Origin of the sequence: Aquimarina mycalae, assembly GCF_029906345.1 — a bacterium.
In the GTDB taxonomy this organism is placed as follows: Bacteria; Bacteroidota; Bacteroidia; order Flavobacteriales; family Flavobacteriaceae; genus Aquimarina.
Genome location: NZ_JARYGY010000007.1, coordinates 261,487 through 281,944 on the forward strand (window position 1 = coordinate 261,487; position 20,458 = coordinate 281,944).

At 32.3% G+C, this 20,458-nt stretch carries 18 protein-coding genes; 6 read left to right on the plus strand and 12 right to left on the minus strand.

All coding sequences use genetic code 11. From position 1 onward, the window contains the following. Positions 1–66 precede the first annotated feature (66 nt). Positions 67–738, minus strand: a complete 672-nt coding sequence (locus QBK95_RS17600; protein ID WP_280935865.1) for an NAD(P)H-binding protein — start codon at positions 736–738, stop codon at positions 67–69. Between the two features lie 90 nt (positions 739–828). On the opposite strand from QBK95_RS17600, the gene dinB reads away from it, so the two are divergent. Beyond that, positions 829–1,935 (plus strand): DNA polymerase IV, encoded by a 1,107-nt coding sequence (gene dinB, locus QBK95_RS17605; protein ID WP_280935866.1) that lies wholly within the window; start codon positions 829–831, stop codon positions 1,933–1,935. 53 nt (positions 1,936–1,988) lie between these two features. Further along, complete coding sequence (locus QBK95_RS17610; RefSeq protein WP_280935867.1) at positions 1,989–2,738, plus strand: hypothetical protein; 750 nt, start codon at positions 1,989–1,991, stop codon at positions 2,736–2,738. Between the two features lie 11 nt (positions 2,739–2,749). Here the strand turns inward: QBK95_RS17610 and QBK95_RS17615 are convergent, their stop codons facing one another. The 4 genes from QBK95_RS17615 to QBK95_RS17630 form a co-directional block, all read right to left on the minus strand. Beyond that, positions 2,750–3,895 (minus strand): methionine aminotransferase, encoded by a 1,146-nt coding sequence (locus tag QBK95_RS17615; RefSeq protein ID WP_280935868.1) that lies wholly within the window; start codon positions 3,893–3,895, stop codon positions 2,750–2,752. 397 nt (positions 3,896–4,292) lie between these two features. Beyond that, the gene (locus QBK95_RS17620; RefSeq protein WP_280935869.1) at positions 4,293–4,463 is read right to left on the minus strand and encodes a hypothetical protein; all 171 of its coding nucleotides are present in this window, start codon (positions 4,461–4,463) and stop codon (positions 4,293–4,295) included. 206 nt (positions 4,464–4,669) lie between these two features. Beyond that, positions 4,670–4,828: a hypothetical protein gene (locus QBK95_RS17625; protein WP_280935870.1), complete on the minus strand. Its 159-nt coding sequence runs from the start codon at positions 4,826–4,828 to the stop codon at positions 4,670–4,672. Between the two features lie 233 nt (positions 4,829–5,061). Further along, the gene (locus QBK95_RS17630) at positions 5,062–6,732 is read right to left on the minus strand and encodes a helix-turn-helix domain-containing protein (RefSeq protein ID WP_280935871.1); all 1,671 of its coding nucleotides are present in this window, start codon (positions 6,730–6,732) and stop codon (positions 5,062–5,064) included. Positions 6,733–7,131: 399 nt separating this feature from the next. Between QBK95_RS17630 and QBK95_RS17635 the strand changes: the two genes are divergently transcribed. From QBK95_RS17635 to QBK95_RS17645, 3 genes are read left to right on the plus strand one after another with little or no spacing between them, the layout of a single operon-like run. After that, positions 7,132–7,803 carry a succinate dehydrogenase cytochrome b subunit gene (locus QBK95_RS17635; protein WP_280935872.1) on the plus strand — a complete coding sequence of 224 codons (672 nt, stop codon included), beginning with the start codon at positions 7,132–7,134 and terminating at the stop codon, positions 7,801–7,803. Between the two features lie 10 nt (positions 7,804–7,813). Further along, a complete protein-coding gene (locus QBK95_RS17640; protein WP_280935873.1) occupies positions 7,814–9,829 on the plus strand; it encodes a fumarate reductase/succinate dehydrogenase flavoprotein subunit in 2,016 nt (671 codons plus the stop codon). Between the two features lie 7 nt (positions 9,830–9,836). After that, positions 9,837–10,583, plus strand: a complete 747-nt coding sequence (locus tag QBK95_RS17645; protein WP_280935874.1) for a succinate dehydrogenase/fumarate reductase iron-sulfur subunit — start codon at positions 9,837–9,839, stop codon at positions 10,581–10,583. Positions 10,584–10,671: 88 nt separating this feature from the next. Here QBK95_RS17645 and QBK95_RS17650 read toward each other — a convergent pair whose 3' ends face one another. Further along, the gene (locus tag QBK95_RS17650) at positions 10,672–11,490 is read right to left on the minus strand and encodes a Rossmann-fold NAD(P)-binding domain-containing protein (RefSeq protein ID WP_280935875.1); all 819 of its coding nucleotides are present in this window, start codon (positions 11,488–11,490) and stop codon (positions 10,672–10,674) included. Then, entirely contained in the window at positions 11,474–13,873 is a 2,400-nt protein-coding gene (locus tag QBK95_RS17655) for a M28 family peptidase (protein WP_280935876.1), read from the minus strand. Before QBK95_RS17655 ends, QBK95_RS17650 begins: the two co-directional genes overlap by 17 nt. Positions 13,874–14,187: 314 nt before the next feature. Here QBK95_RS17655 and QBK95_RS17660 point away from each other — a divergent pair, with 314 nt between their 5' ends. Then, positions 14,188–14,658, plus strand: coding sequence for a CBS domain-containing protein (locus tag QBK95_RS17660; RefSeq protein WP_280935877.1), 471 nt, complete (start codon positions 14,188–14,190; stop codon positions 14,656–14,658). 2 nt (positions 14,659–14,660) lie between these two features. Here the strand turns inward: QBK95_RS17660 and QBK95_RS17665 are convergent, their stop codons facing one another. The 5 genes from QBK95_RS17665 to metG form a co-directional block, all read right to left on the minus strand. Then, complete coding sequence (locus QBK95_RS17665; RefSeq protein ID WP_280935878.1) at positions 14,661–15,359, minus strand: GIDE domain-containing protein; 699 nt, start codon at positions 15,357–15,359, stop codon at positions 14,661–14,663. A 19-nt stretch (positions 15,360–15,378) separates the two neighbouring features. Next, positions 15,379–15,729: a hypothetical protein gene (locus QBK95_RS17670; RefSeq protein WP_280935879.1), complete on the minus strand. Its 351-nt coding sequence runs from the start codon at positions 15,727–15,729 to the stop codon at positions 15,379–15,381. Positions 15,730–15,780: 51 nt separating this feature from the next. After that, positions 15,781–16,683 carry a histone deacetylase family protein gene (locus QBK95_RS17675; RefSeq protein ID WP_280935880.1) on the minus strand — a complete coding sequence of 301 codons (903 nt, stop codon included), beginning with the start codon at positions 16,681–16,683 and terminating at the stop codon, positions 15,781–15,783. Positions 16,684–16,689: 6 nt separating this feature from the next. Next, positions 16,690–18,201, minus strand: a complete 1,512-nt coding sequence (locus tag QBK95_RS17680; RefSeq protein WP_280935881.1) for a hypothetical protein — start codon at positions 18,199–18,201, stop codon at positions 16,690–16,692. 83 nt (positions 18,202–18,284) lie between these two features. After that, positions 18,285–20,351: a methionine--tRNA ligase gene (gene metG, locus QBK95_RS17685; protein WP_445012635.1), complete on the minus strand. Its 2,067-nt coding sequence runs from the start codon at positions 20,349–20,351 to the stop codon at positions 18,285–18,287. Between the last annotated feature and the right edge of the window lie 107 nt (positions 20,352–20,458).

Genomic DNA, 20,458 nt, shown 5'->3' on the forward strand with positions numbered 1-20,458 from the left:
TGTAGAAGCTGTTATAAATATTCAATACTAATAGGAGCTCAGAAAGATACGGATACGGTATATGAACTAATTATAACTGGTTTTTTCTTGTATTGCTTTGATTTTATCAGAAACCACTCTAATATCTTCATATGTATGATTTGCCAACCAAATCATACTTGAAACAATTGTTTCTGGATTAATAGATCTATATTTTTTTAGTGAACCAATTAATAAAGGATCAATGATCTTCATTAGCTGTTTAAAGAAATATTCTCCTGTTCTTTTTTCATTTCTTTTACCTCCAATTAATGATGGTTGCAGAATATGTGTTTTAGAGATTTCTAGATCCAAAACAGCTTCTTCCATTTCTCCTTTGGTACGATTATAAAACACACGGCTTTTTGGATCAGCTCCCAAGGCAGAGACTACTATAAAGGTTTTAATATTGTTTTGTTTACAAAGTTGAGCTGCGGTTACCGGAATACCATAATCAATGGTACGATATAAACCTTTGTCAGGTGTCTTGGCATTAGTAGTTCCGATGCAACAAAAAACTTCATCACCTATAAAATCAGAAGTTACAGTTTGTAGTTGAAGCATATTAATCAAATATTCTTCAAGTTTAGGGTGTGAGATTCCTACTGTTTTTCTGGAAAATAATTTGATATGATCATATCGATCATCTTTAAGTAATTTTTGTAAAAGAATTCCTCCAGTTAAACCTGTTGCACCAAGTATAATAGCAGTTTTAGACATGTTAAATTCATTTATTTTGTAAAGGTATACAAAGAGCATTATTACTTTAGTCAAAGAAGCTATAAATTTGTAGTAAAGAGTATATCCTTTTTGGAAGAGCAAGTATCACATAAAAAAATCATACACGTTGATATGGATGCGTTTTACGCTTCTGTAGAGCAAATGGATAATCCTGAACTTAGAGGAAAGCCATTGGCTGTTGGTGGAGGCGGAAAACGTGGAGTTGTTAGTGCTGCGAGCTATGAGGCACGTAAATTTGGTGTGCGTTCTGCTATGCCTGGTTTTACCGCTAGAAAACTATGTCCAGAATTACTGTTTGTAAGGCCAAGATTTGATCGGTATCAGGAAATTTCTAAACAGATCCGTAAGATATTTTTTGACTATACAGATTTAGTGGAACCTCTATCATTAGATGAAGCGTATCTTGATGTTACTGAAAATAAAAAAGGAAACCCAAGTGCCTCTTTAATCGCTCAGGAAATCAGACAACGAATTTTGGATGAAGTAGGATTAACAGCCTCAGCTGGGATATCGATTAATAAATTTATTGCAAAGGTAGCGAGTGATTATAATAAACCTAATGGTCAAAAAACTGTAAATCCAGAAGAAGTACTAACCTTTCTAGAAGATTTGGATGTAAAAAAATTCTATGGAGTAGGTAAGGTTACACAAGCCAAAATGTACCAAATGGGGATTTACACTGGAAAAGATTTAAAAACCAAATCTGAAGAGTTTCTAATTCAGAATTTTGGAAAATCTGGTGGACATTATTATAGAATTGTAAGAGGGATTCATTTAAGTGAGGTAAAACCAAATAGAGAACGAAAGTCGCTTGCGGCAGAAAGAACTTTTAATGAGAATATTTCTTCAGAAATATATATGCTTGAGCGACTAGAAAATATAGCCGAAGAATTACAAAAACGATTAAAACGAAGTAAAGTAGCTGGAAGAACGGTAACTTTAAAAATTAAATATAGCGATTTTACACTTCAAACCCGAAGTAAGACATTACCTTATTTTGTAAGTGATGCAGCCATATTATTAGAAACAGCAAAAGAGCTGTTGTATCAGTCAGAAATGAAAAATTCTGTTCGGTTACTAGGAATTTCACTTTCTAACCTGAATACAGGTAAGAAAGACCAAAAAAAGAAGGAAAAAGAAGAGATAGAAATCATTCAGTTACGGTTTGATTTTTAGAAATAGCAACTTAAAAAAAGGAAGTTTTAATTAAGCCGTAATTTGTGCATATTATGATCATTACTAGAAAGGTTACCAATGGAGTTGTTGTTGCAACTATTGTATTGCTGATTTTATTTTTATATCGCCTTAGTCCCTATAAATTGGAGTTTTTAGGTCATTACGATAAAATATGGGCGCATAGAGTAAATAGTACAGAAAAACTGCATTCAGCATTAAAACACTACAAAGGAGTAGAGTTGGATCTTATTTATGATGCTGAGAAAGACTTTTTTGATATAAATCATCCTCCTGCAAAAACGATCAACCTAAAATTCGAAGATTATATTGCAACTTTAGAAAAGTCGCAATATCCTCTATTATGGTTAGATATTAAAAACTTAAAGAAAGATAATGAAACAAGTGTATTGAATAAATTGCTAGAGATTTTTAACAAAAGAAAATATCCGTTACAAAATGTTCTCATAGAAACACGCTATTCGGATGCGTTGCCAATCTTTACTCAATCAGGATTTAAAACCAGTTATTATTTACCATATGGTTTAAGGAATAGAAATGAGGAAAAATTACAAGCTACAATACAGAAGATTAAAAAAATTATTAATGAACAACCAGAAATAGGGATTTCTACTAATCATAAAGACTATCATATTATCAAAGAACATTTCCCTAACCGTACAAAATATATTTGGATATTAGTTCCAATTATTAATATAGATTTTCTAACAACCAGAGAGATCTTAAATGATGATCATGTAGATGTGGTATTAGTTAATTATGTGTCTTTAAGAGGAAACAGATAAATGGTGTTATTTTAAATCTTACACAAAACCTCGGCAGCACGTTTTAATGTATCATCGGTTTTTGCAAAACAAAATCGTAATACTTGATCATCCTGTTGATTGAGGTTAAAAACAGAAACAGGTATGGAAGCGATTTTATATTCTTTTGTTAGCCTTTCGGCGAAAGCCACATCACCTTCATCTGTGATAGCAGTATAATCTAACAATTGGAAATAGGTTCCAGATGCTGGAGTGTATGAAAATCTAGAATCTTTGATCAGCGATAAAAACAAATCTCTTTTTTCCTGATAAAAACTTGGTAACGATGTGTAGTTTGCTGGGGTTTTTAGATATTCTGCTAAAGCCCATTCTATGGGATGATTACTACAGAATACATTAAACTGGTGTACTTTTCTAAATTCGCTCATTAAATCTTTTGGTGCTATGCAGTACCCCATTTTCCATCCAGTGATATGAAATGTTTTTCCGAAAGAAGCAGTAATGAATGCTCGTTCTGCTAATCCAGGAAATTTAGCTACACTTTGATGTTGTTGCTCATCAAAAATGATATGCTCATATACTTCATCACTAAGCAAAATGATATCGGTGTCTTTGAGTAAGCTTTCTAATTGAATCATATCCTCTTTAGATAGAATTGTTCCACTAGGATTATGAGGAGTATTAATAATCATCATCTTTGTTTTTGAAGTGATTTTGGTGGCAACCTCTTGCCAGTCAACTGTGAAATTAGGTGCTGACAACTGAATTGGAACGACCGTTCCGCCATAAAGTGCCACAGATGGTTCATAAGAATCATAAGCAGGTTTAAAAACAATTACCTCATCACCTGGATTTATAAAAGCCGAAATAATAGTAAAGATTGCTTGAGTTGCACCAGAAGTAATGGTAACTTCAGTTTCAGGATGATAATTACTGTTATATAAGAAATTGGTTTTTTCTGCAATAATTTCTCTTAAAGATTGTAAACCAGGCATTGGAGCATATTGATTATATCCTTTTTGCATAGCAGTAGTAACTAAATCAATAAGCTTCTTGTCGGTTTCAAAATTTGGAAAACCTTGTGATAGATTAATTGCTTGATGTTTTGCAGCTAATTTACTCATTACCGTAAAGATAGTCGTAGATACATTTGGCAATTTAGAATGGATGTTTCTCATATATATAAATCAAAAAAAGAAGGTATAAAAAAACCCTGATAATTTCAGGGTTTAAATGCGAGAAATAATTTTTATGTTTAAAATATATGGCAATAACCTTGGTGACATCTATCGGAAAAATCACCTGTTACATCCCAACAATCTTGCGTGGTGGCACAACGAATATTTGTTCTACAGTAATATCCTCCAGTAATAGATTGCTTTTCTGATTTGTCTAATTTTGAAACGTTATTTAGTTTTAGAATTTTTGATAACATAATTTTGTGTTTTAAATTATTGCTGTTTTGCCTAATTCTATGAAAAGGTTTTCAGCTTACTCTTGTTAAAAATTAAGTATTTGTAATACAATGATTTTTAGCTCAAAGTATATCGAAATCACTGTTGATATATTATATGTTTAATATATATGACAATACCCTTCGTGACATCTATCAGCACCTGCTTCCCAGCAATCTTGAATTGTAGAACAACGGATATCCGTTCTGCAGTAATAACCTCCATTAATCGACTGCTTTGCTGTTTTGTCTAATTTTGTAACCTCTTTTAATTTTAAAATCTCTGATAACATAATTTTGTGTTTTAAATTAATGATATTATTTACCTACTCTGTTCAAAGGTTTTCGGTTTCCCCTTATTAATCAAGTGCACATCATGCAGTAATTTTGATACCAATGTATACCTAAATAAATGTTGGAAAAAATGAAACACCCGTATTTTATTTAAAATACGGGTGTAAAAATAACATCGAATGATGGAGGTGTTTTTTTGCTAAATTTAAAATACGTTATCACAAACGCAAATGCTCTCATGAGTACCCATATCAGGTTCGATTACTATGCAATCTCCGCCTTTTATTTTATACATAGAATTTGTATTAATCTTAGCTATAGTAAGCTTTTTTAAGGTAATTGTCTTTTGTTCTTTTGTTTTCATGATTATAATATTTAAGTGAAACAATGAATATTAAATCAAGGTACTTTTAATACTTGTCAAATCATAAACTAGTAACCGTAATTTAAATAAATTAAGGTAGAGTTTAATGATTAGTTTAGAGAGCTTTTTTTGGAATGCAAACTTGTTGAAAATGGTATTTAAAATACATGTTGTATGACTCTAACATGCTTTAAATTAAAAAGAAAGAAGATTTTTTAAGCTTCTATAAGCTCTTAATTGTCTATCTTATTTGAGTTTATTTTTTTTATATAATAAGAAGGATTTATACCTGTTTTGGATTTAAAATGTTTAGTAAACGAATTATCCGTTTTATATCCAATTTCTAAGGCAATTGATTTGACAGAAAATGACCTGAATTTTTTGTCGTTCTTTAATCTTTTTAGGGCATATTCGATTCTTAGATCATTAATATAATCGTTGAAACTTTCAGCTTTATGCGTTTTAATGATTTTAGATAAATAGGTAGTATTGGTTTTTACTTTTTTGGACATTGATCTTAAATCACAATCGGTATTTAAAAAAAACTCTTGAGTTTCTAGCTTATGTAATCCATTAAGGACATCATTTACTTTCTCATCATTGATTACGACTGTTTGTATTTTTGTGTGGTTCTTTTCTTTGGATTCTAAGGCATTTATTTTTTGTATTAATGTGTCAAAATGCACTTTATTATTTTTTTGCTTTCTGAAATATTTAAAAAGGATGAACATCAAAAAAGCACAGACAAATAGTAGTATGAAGAACACATACTCCTTATAACGCGCTTTTAATGTGTTTTCTAGTTTTTGAGTATCTTGTTTATGTAATTTAGTTACAGTTTTGTTTGTTGCATCCTGAAGCTGTGCTTGTAGTGCTACGACTTTCTCCAGATATATTGATTCCTGTTTTTTGTCAATTACTTTATAGCATTTTGCAAATAATTTATTAATATCTATAAATCGTATGTTTCTTGAATCTTTTTCTTCTAACAGTGATTCGGTATTTTTCAAGTAAGAAATGGCTTTATTATATTCTTTTTGCTCATAAAAACAACTTGCCAAAAAATAATAAAGGTTTAGTATTGAATTTTTTTGAGTAATCTTTTTATTTATCAGAATATCCTCAGCTAAATAAAGATGATGTAATGCTTGAGGTAATTTATTTCTATTAAATGCTACAATGCCTTTTTTGGTCAGTAAATCAATATGTCCAATAGAATAATCCAAAGGTTTAGACATTGCTATACCGATGTCTGCATAATGTAGGACTGAATCATATTTTTTTTGATCAAGATACGTCTCACTAATTATGGTAATAAAGTTAACGTGATCAATACTGTTTTTATAAGACGAATTTTCAATAAGCAATAAAGCATTTTTACAAACCTCTAACGCTTTGTCCAACTGCTGCATTCTTCTAAGAATCATTGCCATTCCTGAATTTACTGCGAGTTCATATTTTATATTTTTATTCTTTTGTAAAATTTTCAGCGCGAGATCATAAGAATCTAGGGATTTTTGATTTTTCCAGTCTTTTAGATAAGCATTTCCTAATTTTATATAACATTTAGATAAAAACGTATCGTCCTCTATTTTTTTTGCAAGTTTGGCGGTTTTGTTTAAATAATAAACACTACGTTCATATTCCTCTTTTTTATAAAAGAATAAAGCTATACTATAGTGTTGTTGTGCTAAAATTAGATCACTATCCGAAATTTTGTTAAGGGCAATTTCATAGATTTTACTTTCTTCAAGGGTAGAATGTTGTATGTATTCTATTAATTGCTTAGGGGATTTTGTGGTTAAACTATCTTGATTATTTGGTTTAACTCCAATAGCGAATGCACTTTTACCAAAAAATAATAAGGGAATAAGAAAACAGGTTGCCAAAAATTGTTTCGTCAAAAAAGTCATTTATTTAAAATTCGATAATTTCTCAAAAATAGTGTTTTTCGTTTTTCAAATGTACGACATACTTAAAGCGAGCTTAATGTATGATAGTAATTTGTTATTTTCTAAACAATGGTATAATAACTTTAATATAGACAGATTTGTTTGCGATGTAGTTGCATTAATCACATGATATGTAGTGTCGTACAAAGTAAGATTAACATAATTATAAAAATTAGTATTGCTTTTTGTTCAAAGTTAACACTATATTTCAAACGATTTCGTAATGAACGGTCAACAAAATTTATAATCTATTTTAATTCATTATAAATACCGTATTATAAAGCTAAAACCTTGTTAAAAACAAGTTTGAATCTTACTTTTGCTAATCAAAATTTTAAACATTCTTAAATAATGAGTGGATTGATTAAATCTTCAATAGCTAGAAAGGTTGCGATGGCACTTTCGGGACTTTTCTTAGTATTCTTCTTATTACAACACTTTACCATCAATTTTACTTCTGTTTTTAGCCCAGATACTTTTAATGAGTTATCTCATTTTATGGGTACCAATCCAGTGGTTCAGTTTGCGTTACAACCAGTACTGATTTTTGGTGTGATTTTCCATTTTGTAATGGGATTTGTTTTAGAAATAAGAAATAGAAACGCCAGAGCAGTTAAATACGCTAAATATAGCGGTGGAGCCAATTCTTCTTGGATGTCTAGAAATATGATTATTTCTGGATTAGTAATTTTAGCATTTTTAGGATTGCACTTTTATGATTTCTGGATTCCAGAAATGGTACATAAATATGTGGATTTTGCACCAGAAGATCCATCACGTTATTATCATGAGTTGACCGTAAAATTTGAAAGTCATATTCGTACTATATTATATGTGATTTCTTTTGTGTTTTTGGCATTGCATCTATGGCATGGATTTGCATCTTCATTTCAATCTGTAGGATTCAATAATAAGTTTGCAGTAGGAGCCACAAAGTTTGCTAAGGTATTTGCAATTGTTATTCCCTTAGGTTTTATAATTGTTGCTATAATACTTCATCTTAATCATGTACTAAATAACTAAAACCACTATTATGTCAATTTTAGACTCTAAAATACCAGAAGGTCCACTGGCAGATAAGTGGACAAAACATAAAAACACAATTAACCTGGTGAATCCAGCTAACAAACGTAATATAGATATTATCGTTGTAGGTACAGGATTAGCAGGAGGAAGTGCTGCGGCAACGCTGGCAGAACTTGGATATAATGTAAAAACATTTTGTTATTCTGATTCTCCACGTCGTGCACATTCTATAGCGGCACAAGGAGGAATCAATGCAGCAAAGAATTATCAGGGAGATGGAGATTCTAATTACCGTCTTTTTTATGATACTGTAAAAGGAGGAGATTATCGTTCCAGAGAAGCGAATGTATATCGATTAGCTGAAGTTTCGGGAAATATAATTGATCAATGTGTAGCTCAAGGAGTTCCTTTTGCACGTGAATATGGTGGACTACTGGATAACAGATCCTTTGGAGGAGTATTAGTATCTCGTACTTTTTATGCAAAAGGACAAACGGGTCAGCAATTATTGCTTGGAGCATATTCTGCAATGAATCGCCAAATCAATAGAGGTAAGATAGAAGCTTTTAACCGCCACGAGATGTTAGATTTAGTGAAGGTTGATGGAAAAGCAAGAGGAATTATAGCTCGTAATCTGGTAACAGGAGAAATTGAACGTCATTCTGCTCACGCAGTGGTATTAGCATCTGGTGGATACGGAAATGTATTCTTTTTAAGTACCAACGCTATGGGAAGTAATGTGATGGCAGCATGGAGAGCACATAGAAGAGGAGCTTTTTTTGCAAATCCTTGTTATACACAAATTCACCCAACTTGTATTCCAGTATCTGGAGATCATCAATCTAAGTTGACATTAATGTCAGAATCATTACGAAATGATGGTCGTATTTGGGTTCCTAAAAGAATAGAAGATGCAGAAGCAATTCGTGCTGGGAAATTAAAACCAACGCAATTATCTGAAGAAGAAAGAGATTATTATTTAGAACGTCGTTATCCAGCATTTGGAAACTTGGTTCCTCGTGATGTAGCGTCAAGAGCTGCTAAGGAACGATGTGATGCTGGTTTTGGAGTGAATAAAACTGGTGAAGCAGTATATCTTGATTTTGCTTCGGCAATTCAGCGATATGGAAAAGAAAAAGCGTTGACTTCGGGGATTCATAATCCTACTGCAGCGCAAATATTAGAACTAGGAGAAAAAGTTATCGAAGATAAGTATGGTAACTTATTCCAGATGTATGAGAAAATTGTAGATGAAAACCCATATAAATCACCAATGATGATTTATCCTGCTGTACATTATACTATGGGAGGTCTTTGGGTAGATTACAATTTACAAACTACCGTGCCAGGATGTTATGCGGCTGGAGAAGCCAATTTCTCTGATCACGGAGCAAATAGACTAGGAGCCTCAGCATTAATGCAAGGATTGGCTGATGGATATTTTGTATTACCATATACTATTGGAGATTACCTATCTCATGATATACGTACAGGTAAAATACCTACAGATACAGCAGAGTTTGATCAAGCAGAAAAAGATGTAAAAGATCGGATTGAGAAATTAATGGGTGGATCTGGAGAGCATTCTGTTGATTATTACCACAAGAAATTAGGTAAAATCATGTGGAATAAATGTGGAATGTCTCGTAACGAAAAAGGATTAGAAGAGGCGATTGATGAAATTGTTGCTTTAAGACAAGATTTCTGGAAAAATGTGAAAGTTCCTGGAACTGCAAATAGTATGAATCCAGAATTAGAAAAAGCAGGAAGAGTAGCAGATTTCTTAGAATTAGGAGAGTTATTTGCAAAAGATGCATTAAATCGTAATGAATCTTGCGGAGGACACTTTAGAGAAGAATCTGTAGAGCAAGATGGAGAACAAAAAGGAGAAGCACTTAGAGATGATAAAAACTTTAAGTATGTTTCTGCTTGGGAATACAAAGGAGAACCTAAAGATGCAGTATTGCATAAAGAAGATTTAGCGTTCGAAAATATTGAATTAAAAACACGTTCTTATAAATAAAAAAGCTATGAATCTTACATTAAAAATATGGCGTCAAAGTGATGCTAAAGCACAAGGAAAGATAGTAGAGTATCCGATATCTGGAATAGAAGGAGATATGTCTTTTTTAGAAATGCTAGACGTGTTAAATGAAGAACTAATTACAAAAGGTGAAGAACCTGTAGTGTTTGATCATGATTGTAGAGAAGGAATTTGTGGTGCTTGTTCACTACAGATTAATGGAGAACCTCATGGTCCAGATAGATTAGTAACTACTTGCCAATTACATATGCGTAAGTTTAATGATGGAGATACTATTTTTATAGAGCCATTTAGAGCAAAGGCATTTCCTGTGGTTAAAGATTTAATGGTAGACAGAAGTGCTTTTGATAGAATCCAGCATGCAGGAGGATATATTTCTGTAAATACTTCTGGTAATACTATCGATGCAAATGCAATTCCAGTTAACAAAGATAATGCAGATGATGCATTTGCCGCAGCAACATGTATTGGTTGTGGTGCTTGTGTTGCTGCCTGTAAGAATGCTTCTGCAATGTTGTTTACCTCGGCAAAAGTATCGCAATACGCATTGTTACCGCAAGGACAGGTAGAAGCTACCGATCGTGTAATGGCAATGGTAAATCAAATGGATGAAGAAGGTTTTGGTAACTGTACCAATACAGGAGCTTGTGAGATCGAATGTCCTAAAGGAATTTCTTTAGAAAATATTGCACGAATGAACCGAGAATATCTAAAAGCAAGTTTGAAGGGATAGCTTTCATTCTTAATCATATTATTAAAACTCCATATCTGTCAAGATTTGGAGTTTTTTTTGAAATAAATTCAATGCAGAAAACTGTTTTTCATAATAAGTTTAAACCTCTTTTAAAAGTATAATTCAATACATCCTGAACATTGCTTGAATCAATAACCTTGCCTTTAGAAGAAGTTTCAAAATCATAATCAGGAATAGGTAATTCCATTTGCTTACAAATTGTACTATAATATTCAGATTTCAGAGGGTGATCAGGGTAAGATGCATTAAAAGTATTGTTCCAACTATCAGTTTCAATAATTTTTTTAATGATACCTATACAATCTTCTCTATGAATTAAATTTACTGGTGCGAGCGGATTTTTGATGTTTTTTCTTTTGGACAACATAGTTGCTGGATGTCTTCGCTCATCAAATAAACCTGCAAATCGTAGTATAGTGGTTTCAAAATTTTGATTGTTTAACAGTATTTGTTCGGTTTCTATTAATTGTTTTCCAGCATTTGAAACTGCATTAGGGATCGTTTTCGAGGAGATCATAGGAAAACCATCAAGATCAGCAAAAACAGACGTAGAACTAATAAAAAGCACTTTCTCGATCGTTGATTGTTCAATTCTTGGGATCAAACTTTGGATTTTGCCAACAAAATTGCTTTCTGGGTTTCTTCTTAAACCAGGAGGGATATTGATAATAAGAATTTCACTTTCGTCTAAAAAAGAATCAATGGAACCTTTAGGGCCATTTTCTGTTATGCTTACTTGATACGAAGCAATATCTTTTTCCTGTAGTTGTTTTAATTTAGTTTCAGAGGTTGTTGAACCTTTGACTTTATAATTTTCATCAAGTAAGGCTATAGCTAAAGGAAATCCTAGCCAGCCAGTACCCATGATGCTAATCTGTTTGCTCATTAGTTTCAGATATGTTTTGTGATGTTTTTGAATCTATATTAGTAGAATCTGTTATTTTCTCTACATATTCTAATGTTAATGTTTTTTTAATAATGATCGCATCATTAAGCACAAAAGGTTTTGGAATCATCGTTTCAGGACGCTTAGGCACCGACAATAGCTCACTTTCCAATAGATCATATGAAGATTCATATAACACAATCTCTGGAATAGAATCTTTATGGAACTGCATTCTAAGTTCTAATGGTTCATTGTTTACCAGGAAATATGTCAACAATCTGTTGTTCCAGCGTTTTGTGAAAGCATTATATATTGTTCCGTCTTTATGTTTTACGTCTTTAGGCGCAACTCCATTCGCCTGCAAACTTTTAAAATTAAAAGATTTATCCATAAATAGATCAATACGATTTACATTTCTTTGTGGCCGTATACAAACATCTAGAAATCTTATATCTCCTTGTATGCTGTCAAAAGAAGTTTCTACTTTGGATGATTTAATTTCTTTAACATTAGTTTGATTAATATAATTAAACGAACTACTGTATTTGCTTTCTATGGTATTTTGATTCCAATCTTTTGCAAGATTCTTAAGGCGATCAATGTGGTTTTTTGTCCAAGAGTCTAATGTATAATCATAAGATCCCCAATATGCTTTATTTTGATCCTCGTGTATAAGGTATACTAAACTATTTTGTTTTTGTCTTTCTTCATTAAAATCAGCTTTAAAATGCGAAGCTCCCAGACATATCAATGCTAATACAAAAGCGATAGTTCCCAGCATACTCTTTTTAGTATAGAAACCTAGCACAGGTAACAGTAGCGTACATAATAATACCGTTAGTGCCGAAGAAGCAAATACTATTTTTAGTCCCAATGCCACAGGAAAAGACGCTATAAATGGAACAATCAGAAAAATGGAAGGTAAACATAGCACTAACATTAACAAAGGAAAAGGCTTCTTTTGATTAATAAGAACAAATAGACATAAAAGACAAAGAAGTACTGGTATGATAAAATAGCTTGCTCCTTCTAAGTAGAGTGCTGCTGCGCCGCAAATTATAATCCAAAAAAACAATGGAGCAATCAGGATACTTGGAAGTTCTTCTACATTATCAAAGATGCTATATACTTTAAAGAAAGCAGCAATTGCTAGTAATACGGCGGCAATAATATAATAATAACCATTATACGGAAACCCATGTAACATATCTTGATATTCGGGATATATTATTAAAGCTAATTTCCATAATCCAAAACCGAGAACACCTGCTAAACCAACAGAAATGACAAATGCTAAAAATCCACTTCCAACTTCTCCGAAATTGATGCGAAATCTTGCTTTTCCATATACAATCAAGCCGATAAATAAAAAAACCGCTAATCCCAGTAATGGAAAAATCCAATCAAAGGGATACTTAATAATCTTGAAAACAGGAGCGTTAAAATATAGATAATCTTCTTCTGATGTAAGATCTGTAATATCGGCATCAGAAAAATAAGTTAATAGTGGCATCAAATAACTTCCTTGATGTTGTAACGTATTTAAATCAAGATTTTGCCAGGTATCATTAGCAGTATGATAATCAAAGTGATCATCAATAAAGGCAAAATTATACCCTTCTATATTTCCGTGTTTTCTAAAAACGGTCAAATCAGTATCATTAGGAAGTAATTTATAAATGCTGTAGGCTAATGAATTTGTCACAGGAAATTGAGGATCTGCTTTGATGAATTCTTCAATCATTTTTCCGTTTTTCCCATTAGTTTCCATTAACATAAAGGAATTTCCGCCGCTTCCTCTGGCTTCGAAGTTTAATACCAGTCCTACATCTTTTGCCCAAGCATGTTCTGATACAAATAAATCAGCTCCGTTTAAGCCTAGTTCTTCTCCATCGGTGATACAAATAATAATATCATTCTTAGGTGTTTTATTTTGCGATAGATAAGCTCTTATTCCTTCTAAAATTGTTGCAACACCACTTCCTGCATCACTGGCACCATATGATGAGTGTTGACTGCTATCATAATGAGAAAGTAATAGTAATGCTTTACCTTCTGAAGAACCTTTGATTTTGGCAATGATATTTTGCGGTTTACTAATGCTTCCTCGATCACTAGCAGAATATCCTTCTTGAATTTCTACAGTTAGCCCTAGTTTTTTGAGTTCTTCTTCGATATAGTTTTTAACCTCTTCGTGTCCTGGACTTCCTAAGTAATGAGGTTTGTTGGCAATGTTTTTTACATGTGCTAAAGCGCGCAAAGTAGAAAATTCCTGATCTGGAGTGTCCATACCCGAAATTTGTTGCGGCATACTACTATAAATAGTATACCAAACAGATAAAAGAATAAGTATAAGTGTAAGTACTGAAAGAATCTTTTTCATCAGTTACGAGTTTGTTTTAGTTAGTATATGTGAAGATATATGTGGTAAGATGTTATTGTAAAAAATGGTGAATAATGTATGCATTGTAAATGAACTCACTTTTGTCATTTTGACTTTTATTCCTTTCATTTATTTAATATCCTTTTAAGATTGATTGTATAATCATTACTTTTTTAGATAATAACTAAAATTTAAGCATTTTATTAGTTTTGATAAAGGTAGTAAAATAAGATTTTACCCTAGTAAATGCAGAAATTCTATTGATTAAGTAATTGAAAATGACTATATTTAAGATTCACTAAATCACTATTATTATGGGAATTATAAGTTTTCAGGGCGCAAGAACCAAGGTAAAGAAGCAAGATGATACGCCAATTAAAGTTTCGGATTATATGACCCGAAAATTAATTACGTTTACTCCACAACAATCAGTGTTGGAGGTGATGGAGACGTTAGTAAAACATAAAATTTCTGGTGGACCTGTGGTGAATGAACAGAACGAATTATTAGGAATTATTTCTGAAGGAGATTGTATTAAGCAATTAAATGAAAGCCGATATTATAACATGCCTATTGATGACGCTAATGTAGAAAGGTTTATGGTAAAAGATGTAGATACCATCGATGGAAACATTAGTATTTTTGATGCAGCTAATAAGTTCTTAGAAACTAAAAGAAGGCGTTTTCCAATTATAGAAGATGGTAAACTCGTAGGGCAAATTAGTCAAAAAGATGTGATGAAAGCTGCGCTAAAAATGAATAGCCAACATTGGAGGGATATATAAATTCAATGCAATGATGTTTTCTTTGATTCTTGTGCTTTTGGATCATCTGTTATAATCAGTTTGTTTTCGCCATCACCAGATATGAATAAGCTTTTTGAGGAATATTGATCAAAATTATGATCAGATTCTTTCCACTTTGCTGTACCCATAATTGTGATGTTTTCTCCAACCTCTATAGCTCCTTCTTTATATCTGATACTTTTATTAAATCCTAAAAAACCAGTACTTTCTCTTCCGTGAGAACGTAGATAATTTTCTAGAAATTCTGGAGCATCATTCCAGGTTCCTGAAGAATGTTCAACATCTTTATTTAGATAGATACGCTTGTTTTTATTAGGAACATTAGTGATTACAATAGCTTTTTCTGTCTGACTTTCAATTATAAAATCCTGAAATTTATGTTCTTTAACAATAGTATGCCAATGACTGCTTTTACCACTACTTCTTTTTTCTTGGATTTCTACCTGATAGTACACGCATTTTCTTTTTCCAATAGGGGATACTAACGAGGTGTCATTGGATATAGCTTTTCCCTTTATTTTTACATATTCATTGTCTTTAATTAAGCCAATTCGTTTAAAAGGGTGTTTTTTAAGTGCTCTAAGGATTCTGTTTTTATTAGAAAAATAATAACCAATAGTAATTCCTGTTGCTATTAGGATAATTCCAATTCCAAAAACAGTTATGATTCCATCATTCATTAAAATACTTTTTTAAAATTTAATTGCTCCTTTTTACTAATGCGTAATATTCGTTTTCCAAAGGAAGATATCCTTGGTCATACACAAAATAATAAATGGTGCCAACCTTAGTAGTGTAGATACTGGTGAAAAACTGAAAATCAAACCCTTTAGAGATCAGTTTTGATTTGGTTGTTTTTGTTTTTTCGTTAGGATTTAGTTCTTCCAGGATTCTATAATTCTTCCGAAGGCGGTTGTTGATATTTCTTACCAGATTTTTACTGTCTTTATTGAGTTTATTATTAAACGCGTTTCGACAATAGTCGCTACAGAATTTTTTATCGGCTCGTCCGATTATTTTTTCTCCGCATTCTGGGCAATCTTTTTGCATAGTAATATAATTAGATGGTCTAAGATACATCATTTAGCCGTTTACAAACGATTAAAAGAAAATATCCTGAGCGAGTCTATACGTATTAGCGTGTGCTTCTATAATAATTTTGATATCCTTAGAATATCCTCCACCCATTGAGCACATTACTGGGATAGATAGATCTTTGCACGTTTGTAATACAAAACGATCTCTTTCTTTACAACCATCAATTGTACAGCTCAATTTACCCAGTTTATCCGAAGCTAAAATATCTACTCCAGATAGATAATATATAAAATCTGGTTTTTCTGATTGGATAAGTCTAGGAAGTGTTTCTTTTAGAATATTTAAATACTCTTCATCTTCAATTCCATTGTCTAATGGAATATCCAGATCCGATTGTTCTTTTTTAAAAGGATAATTAGAAGCGCCGTGCATGGAGAATGTAAAAACGTCTGGGTTTTTCTCAAATATTTCTGCAGTTCCATTTCCTTGATGAACATCAAGATCTACTATTAATATTTTCTTTGCTAACCCTTGATTAATCAAATGCTTTGCTCCAATAGCTTGATCGTTTAGTAAGCAAAAAGCTTCTCCACGATTCGTATATGCGTGATGCGTACCACCTGCAATATTCATAGCAATTCCATATTCGATTGCATATTCTGAAGCCTTAATGGTACCATCCGCAATAATCACTTCGCGATCAACAAGTTCTTGTGATAAAGGAAAACCTATTTTACGTATCGATTTACGATCTAAGGCAAGCTCTGTAAGCTCTTTATGGTATTCTTGTGTATGAACCTCTAAAATGGCACTAGCATCTGGAATTTGTGGCTTAAAAAAGTTCTCTTTAGAACAAGTGCCTTCATGTAATAATTGTTTAGGCAGTAATTCATACTTGATCATCGGAAAACGATGTCCTTCTGGCAATGGATGTGTATAGATTGGATGATATGCTATTTTGAGCATAGCGTATTATTCTTGGAATCGATATAACTCATAGACTCTTTTTTTGGTATCAAAAAAACCATAATGCAATCTATTCTTGTGTAAAAAGATGTTAACTGCTTTGATTTTAATACTTAAACTGTCTTCAAAATCATATAATCTATCATAACTATTCTTTTTAATATCTCCTTGGATGTGATCAAAATTGGCATCAAAAAGACAATTGATATAGGTAGATTTTGTAGAAGTATAACTATTATAATTATAAAAAGTAGGATTAAAACTAACCCATGCACTAGTTGAATTACCAATGGTGCCATTTACACCAAAACCATTGCTAAATCCGTTACCAAAACCAGCCGTTCCTGCATATCCATTATTTGTAGTGATGTCTTTTGTGCCTCCAAGTACTATATTATACTCATCATCCACTTTGTACACTGAAATCCCTAGGTTAGATGAAGATATTTTTCTAAGATACTTTGCGGTTTTCTCGATTTCTCTAACTCGATTTTCTGAAAAACCAGGTAATATACCTCCACCTTCTTGTATGATAGGTGAATTTTTAAACCGAATAGTATCTTCTTTAGTTATTTTATATTCTTTAATGAATTTTTCGGTCTTAAGATCTAATACGGTAAATTTCATTTTTTGATTAGAACTAGCAATCTGAAAAAGCTTATTGTCGAAGATGTATGAATTACTTTTACGGTATCCTTTTTCAGTTTTAGCTGGCTTATTGTACGATTTTACATAGCCTTTAAATGTATCCAAATCGATAAAACATAGTTGCGTTTTTTCATGGCTATAGTCAAAACTAAAGATCAGTTGATTCTTAAACTGATATAATTTATTTTCTTTAGAAGTTGTTTCAATCACATTGGGGTTATTTCCTTCTATTTTTTCAACATCCACTAATGAGCGTAATGTTCCTGCTGTATCAGGAAGCAACAAATAATATGCTGTAATGGTATGATTTCTACTTTCTGGATTTGGGTATTCTAATTCCTTTAGAGAAATTACATTTTTAGTAGGTGTAAACTGCTCATCAAAAGTATAGATGTTAAAGTTCGAAGATTTTTTTGAGATAGTGATTAGATGAATTTTATTATTATGTACAATGCTTTCTACATATTTTTCGCCTTTAATTTTAAAATCTAAGAAAGTGTTTTTAGTTGTATTGGTTTTAAAATCAAAAGTTTGCACACCAAATTTTGTGCTCCAACTATCACTAAAAAAAATAGAATATTTATGATCCTCTATATTATAGCCTAAAATATACTTGTATTTAGAAGGAATCGTTTTTGCAGAAATTTTAGCTTTATTAGTGTAATTACTATCTAATAAGTGGGCATGAAACTGTCTGCCTTCTTCTAATAAGAGCATTAAATCACCCGTAATTTGATTAGGTAATGCATACGATTCCTTTCCAGATTGAAATTTCACAAAACCATCTTCTAGTTCCAGTACCCGTTCTTGGGCAATGATAATAGTACTGATGTAAAATATACTAACCAATAATGCAATTTTCTTCATCATGTGTCTTCGGTTTATTAATTAGTGGCGAAAATTTATAAAATGTTACCTCAGCTTTAGGCGAATTTTCGGTTGGAGAATTGTAATTAACTAATTACAGCTCCTGGATTTACTCCATCTTCATCAGGATTTAGAAATACTAGTTTTCCGTTTGGAGTTTCAGTCATTAAGATCATTCCTTCGCTTTCTACACCACGAAGTTTTCTTGGAGCTAGATTTACCAGAACTGTTACTTTTTTACCAATAAGATCTTCTGGTTTAAAATGTTCTGCGATCCCTGAAACGATCGTTCTAATATTTATTCCTGTATCTACTTTAAGCACTAGCAACTTTTTTGCTTTAGGCATCTTTTCAGCTTCAACAATAGTTCCAATACGCAGGTCCATTTTGGTGAAGTCTTCAAAAGTAGCAGTTTCTTTTTGAGGTTCGATCGTTTTGTTTTCGGCTTCGTTAGCTTTTTTAGTAGCTTCTAGTTTATCCAATTGTTTTTGGATGTCAGTATCTTCTATTTTAGAAAATAACAGCTCTGCCTTTCCTATTTGATGACCAGCAGGAAGTAATACTTCTTTAGTTGAAATATCGTTCCAGGTAGATGCTGTATCAAGTTCGGAATGACAAAGTATAGATTTTAATTTCTTACAAGTAAAAGGTAAAAATGGTTCTGATAAGGTTGCTAAAGCCGCCGCAACCTGTAAACCAACATACATGATTGTTTTTACGCGTTCTGGATCTGTTTTAATTAGTTTCCAAGGTTCTTCATCTGCCAAATATTTATTACCTAATCTAGAAACGTTTAATAGCTCTTGAGATCCTTCTCTAAAACGATAGCGTTCTATAGAACTGCTAATAACTCCTGGATAGGCTCTTAATTCAGTTAACGTTTGCAAGTCTACTTCAGAAAATTCATTAGGAGTAGGAACTACACCATCATAATATTTATTGGTCAATACTACGATACGATTGATGAAATTACCGAAGTTACCTACTAATTCGTTATTGTTTCTATCTTGAAAATCTTTCCATGTAAAATCGTTATCCTTAGTTTCAGGCGCATTAGCGGTTAACGCGTATCTTAACACGTCTTGTTTGTCTGGAAAATCTTCTAAATATTCGTGCAACCAAACTGCCCAGTTCTTAGAGGTAGATAATTTATTACCTTCTAGATTTAAGAATTCATTAGCAGGAACATTTTCTGGAAGGATATAACTCCCTTCTGCTTTCAGCATACTCGGAAAAATAATGCAGTGAAAAACTATATTATCCTTACCAATAAAATGTACTAGTTTAGTGTCTTTATCTTTCCAGTAAGGTTCCCAATCTTTTCCTTCTCTATCTGCCCATTCTTTAGTAGAAGAGATGTATCCAATTGGAGCATCAAACCAAACATATAGCACTTTTCCTTCTGCTCCTTCTACAGGAACAGGGATTCCCCAATCTAAATCACGAGTAACGGCTCTTGGTCTTAACCCATCATCTACCCATGATTTAATCTGACCATAAACATTAGTTTTCCAATCTTTTTTATGACCAACTAGTACCCATTCTCTAAGAAAATCTTCATATTGATCCAGTGGCAAAAACCAATGCTTGGTTTGTTTTAGTGTTGGCTTTGCTCCAGAAATTGTTGATTTTGGGTTTATCAGGTCTGTAGCATTTAGAGAACTACCACAGTTTTCACACTGATCTCCATAGGCTTCTTCATTACCACATTTTGGACAAGTACCTGTTACGAATCTATCTGCAAGAAATTGATCTGCTTCTGCATCGTATAATTGTTCGGACGTTTCTTCAATAAATTTCCCATCTTCGTATAGTTTCTTGAAAAATTCTGAAGCAGTTTCGTGATGAATAGGAGCAGAGGTTCTCGAATAATTGTCGAAGGTAATTCCAAAGTCTTCAAAAGACTTTTTAATGATAGCATGATACTTGTCAATGATTACTTGTGGAGAAACTCCTTCTTTTTTTGCACGCATCGGAATAGCAGCACCGTGTTCGTCACTACCACAAATAAAGGCAACGTCGTTTCCTGTTATTCTAAGATATCTGGAATAAATATCGGCTGGAACATAAACTCCAGCTAGATGACCTATATGAATTGGGCCATTTGTATAAGGTAATGCTGATGTAATTGTATATCTTTTTGGTGCGCTCATAATGCTTGTAAAAATAAGGCACAAAGGTAATAAAGACAACGATAAATTAGCAGGGTTTGTTTAATTAATACGAATCTTATTTAATGCATTCCAGTTAAAGTCTTTGG

What these genes read in the sequence shown, in the direction of transcription:
- QBK95_RS17625 (WP_280935870.1), bottom strand. Translation starts at nt 4,828, where the DNA reads ATGAAAACAAAAGAACAAAAGACAATTACCTTAAAAAAGCTTACTATA.
- QBK95_RS17665 (WP_280935878.1), bottom strand. Translation starts at nt 15,359, where the DNA reads ATGAATGATGGAATCATAACTGTTTTTGGAATTGGAATTATCCTAATA.
- QBK95_RS17660 (WP_280935877.1), top strand. Translation starts at nt 14,188, where the DNA reads ATGGGAATTATAAGTTTTCAGGGCGCAAGAACCAAGGTAAAGAAGCAA.
- QBK95_RS17615 (WP_280935868.1), bottom strand. Translation starts at nt 3,895, where the DNA reads ATGAGAAACATCCATTCTAAATTGCCAAATGTATCTACGACTATCTTT.
- QBK95_RS17680 (WP_280935881.1), bottom strand. Translation starts at nt 18,201, where the DNA reads ATGATGAAGAAAATTGCATTATTGGTTAGTATATTTTACATCAGTACT.
- QBK95_RS17600 (WP_280935865.1), bottom strand. Translation starts at nt 738, where the DNA reads ATGTCTAAAACTGCTATTATACTTGGTGCAACAGGTTTAACTGGAGGA.
- QBK95_RS17635 (WP_280935872.1), top strand. Translation starts at nt 7,132, where the DNA reads ATGAGTGGATTGATTAAATCTTCAATAGCTAGAAAGGTTGCGATGGCA.
- QBK95_RS17640 (WP_280935873.1), top strand. Translation starts at nt 7,814, where the DNA reads ATGTCAATTTTAGACTCTAAAATACCAGAAGGTCCACTGGCAGATAAG.
- QBK95_RS17655 (WP_280935876.1), bottom strand. Translation starts at nt 13,873, where the DNA reads ATGAAAAAGATTCTTTCAGTACTTACACTTATACTTATTCTTTTATCT.
- QBK95_RS17670 (WP_280935879.1), bottom strand. Translation starts at nt 15,729, where the DNA reads ATGCAAAAAGATTGCCCAGAATGCGGAGAAAAAATAATCGGACGAGCC.
- QBK95_RS17675 (WP_280935880.1), bottom strand. Translation starts at nt 16,683, where the DNA reads ATGCTCAAAATAGCATATCATCCAATCTATACACATCCATTGCCAGAA.
- QBK95_RS17620 (WP_280935869.1), bottom strand. Translation starts at nt 4,463, where the DNA reads ATGTTATCAGAGATTTTAAAATTAAAAGAGGTTACAAAATTAGACAAA.
- QBK95_RS17650 (WP_280935875.1), bottom strand. Translation starts at nt 11,490, where the DNA reads ATGAGCAAACAGATTAGCATCATGGGTACTGGCTGGCTAGGATTTCCT.
- metG (WP_445012635.1), bottom strand. Translation starts at nt 20,351, where the DNA reads ATGAGCGCACCAAAAAGATATACAATTACATCAGCATTACCTTATACA.
- QBK95_RS17645 (WP_280935874.1), top strand. Translation starts at nt 9,837, where the DNA reads ATGAATCTTACATTAAAAATATGGCGTCAAAGTGATGCTAAAGCACAA.
- QBK95_RS17610 (WP_280935867.1), top strand. Translation starts at nt 1,989, where the DNA reads ATGATCATTACTAGAAAGGTTACCAATGGAGTTGTTGTTGCAACTATT.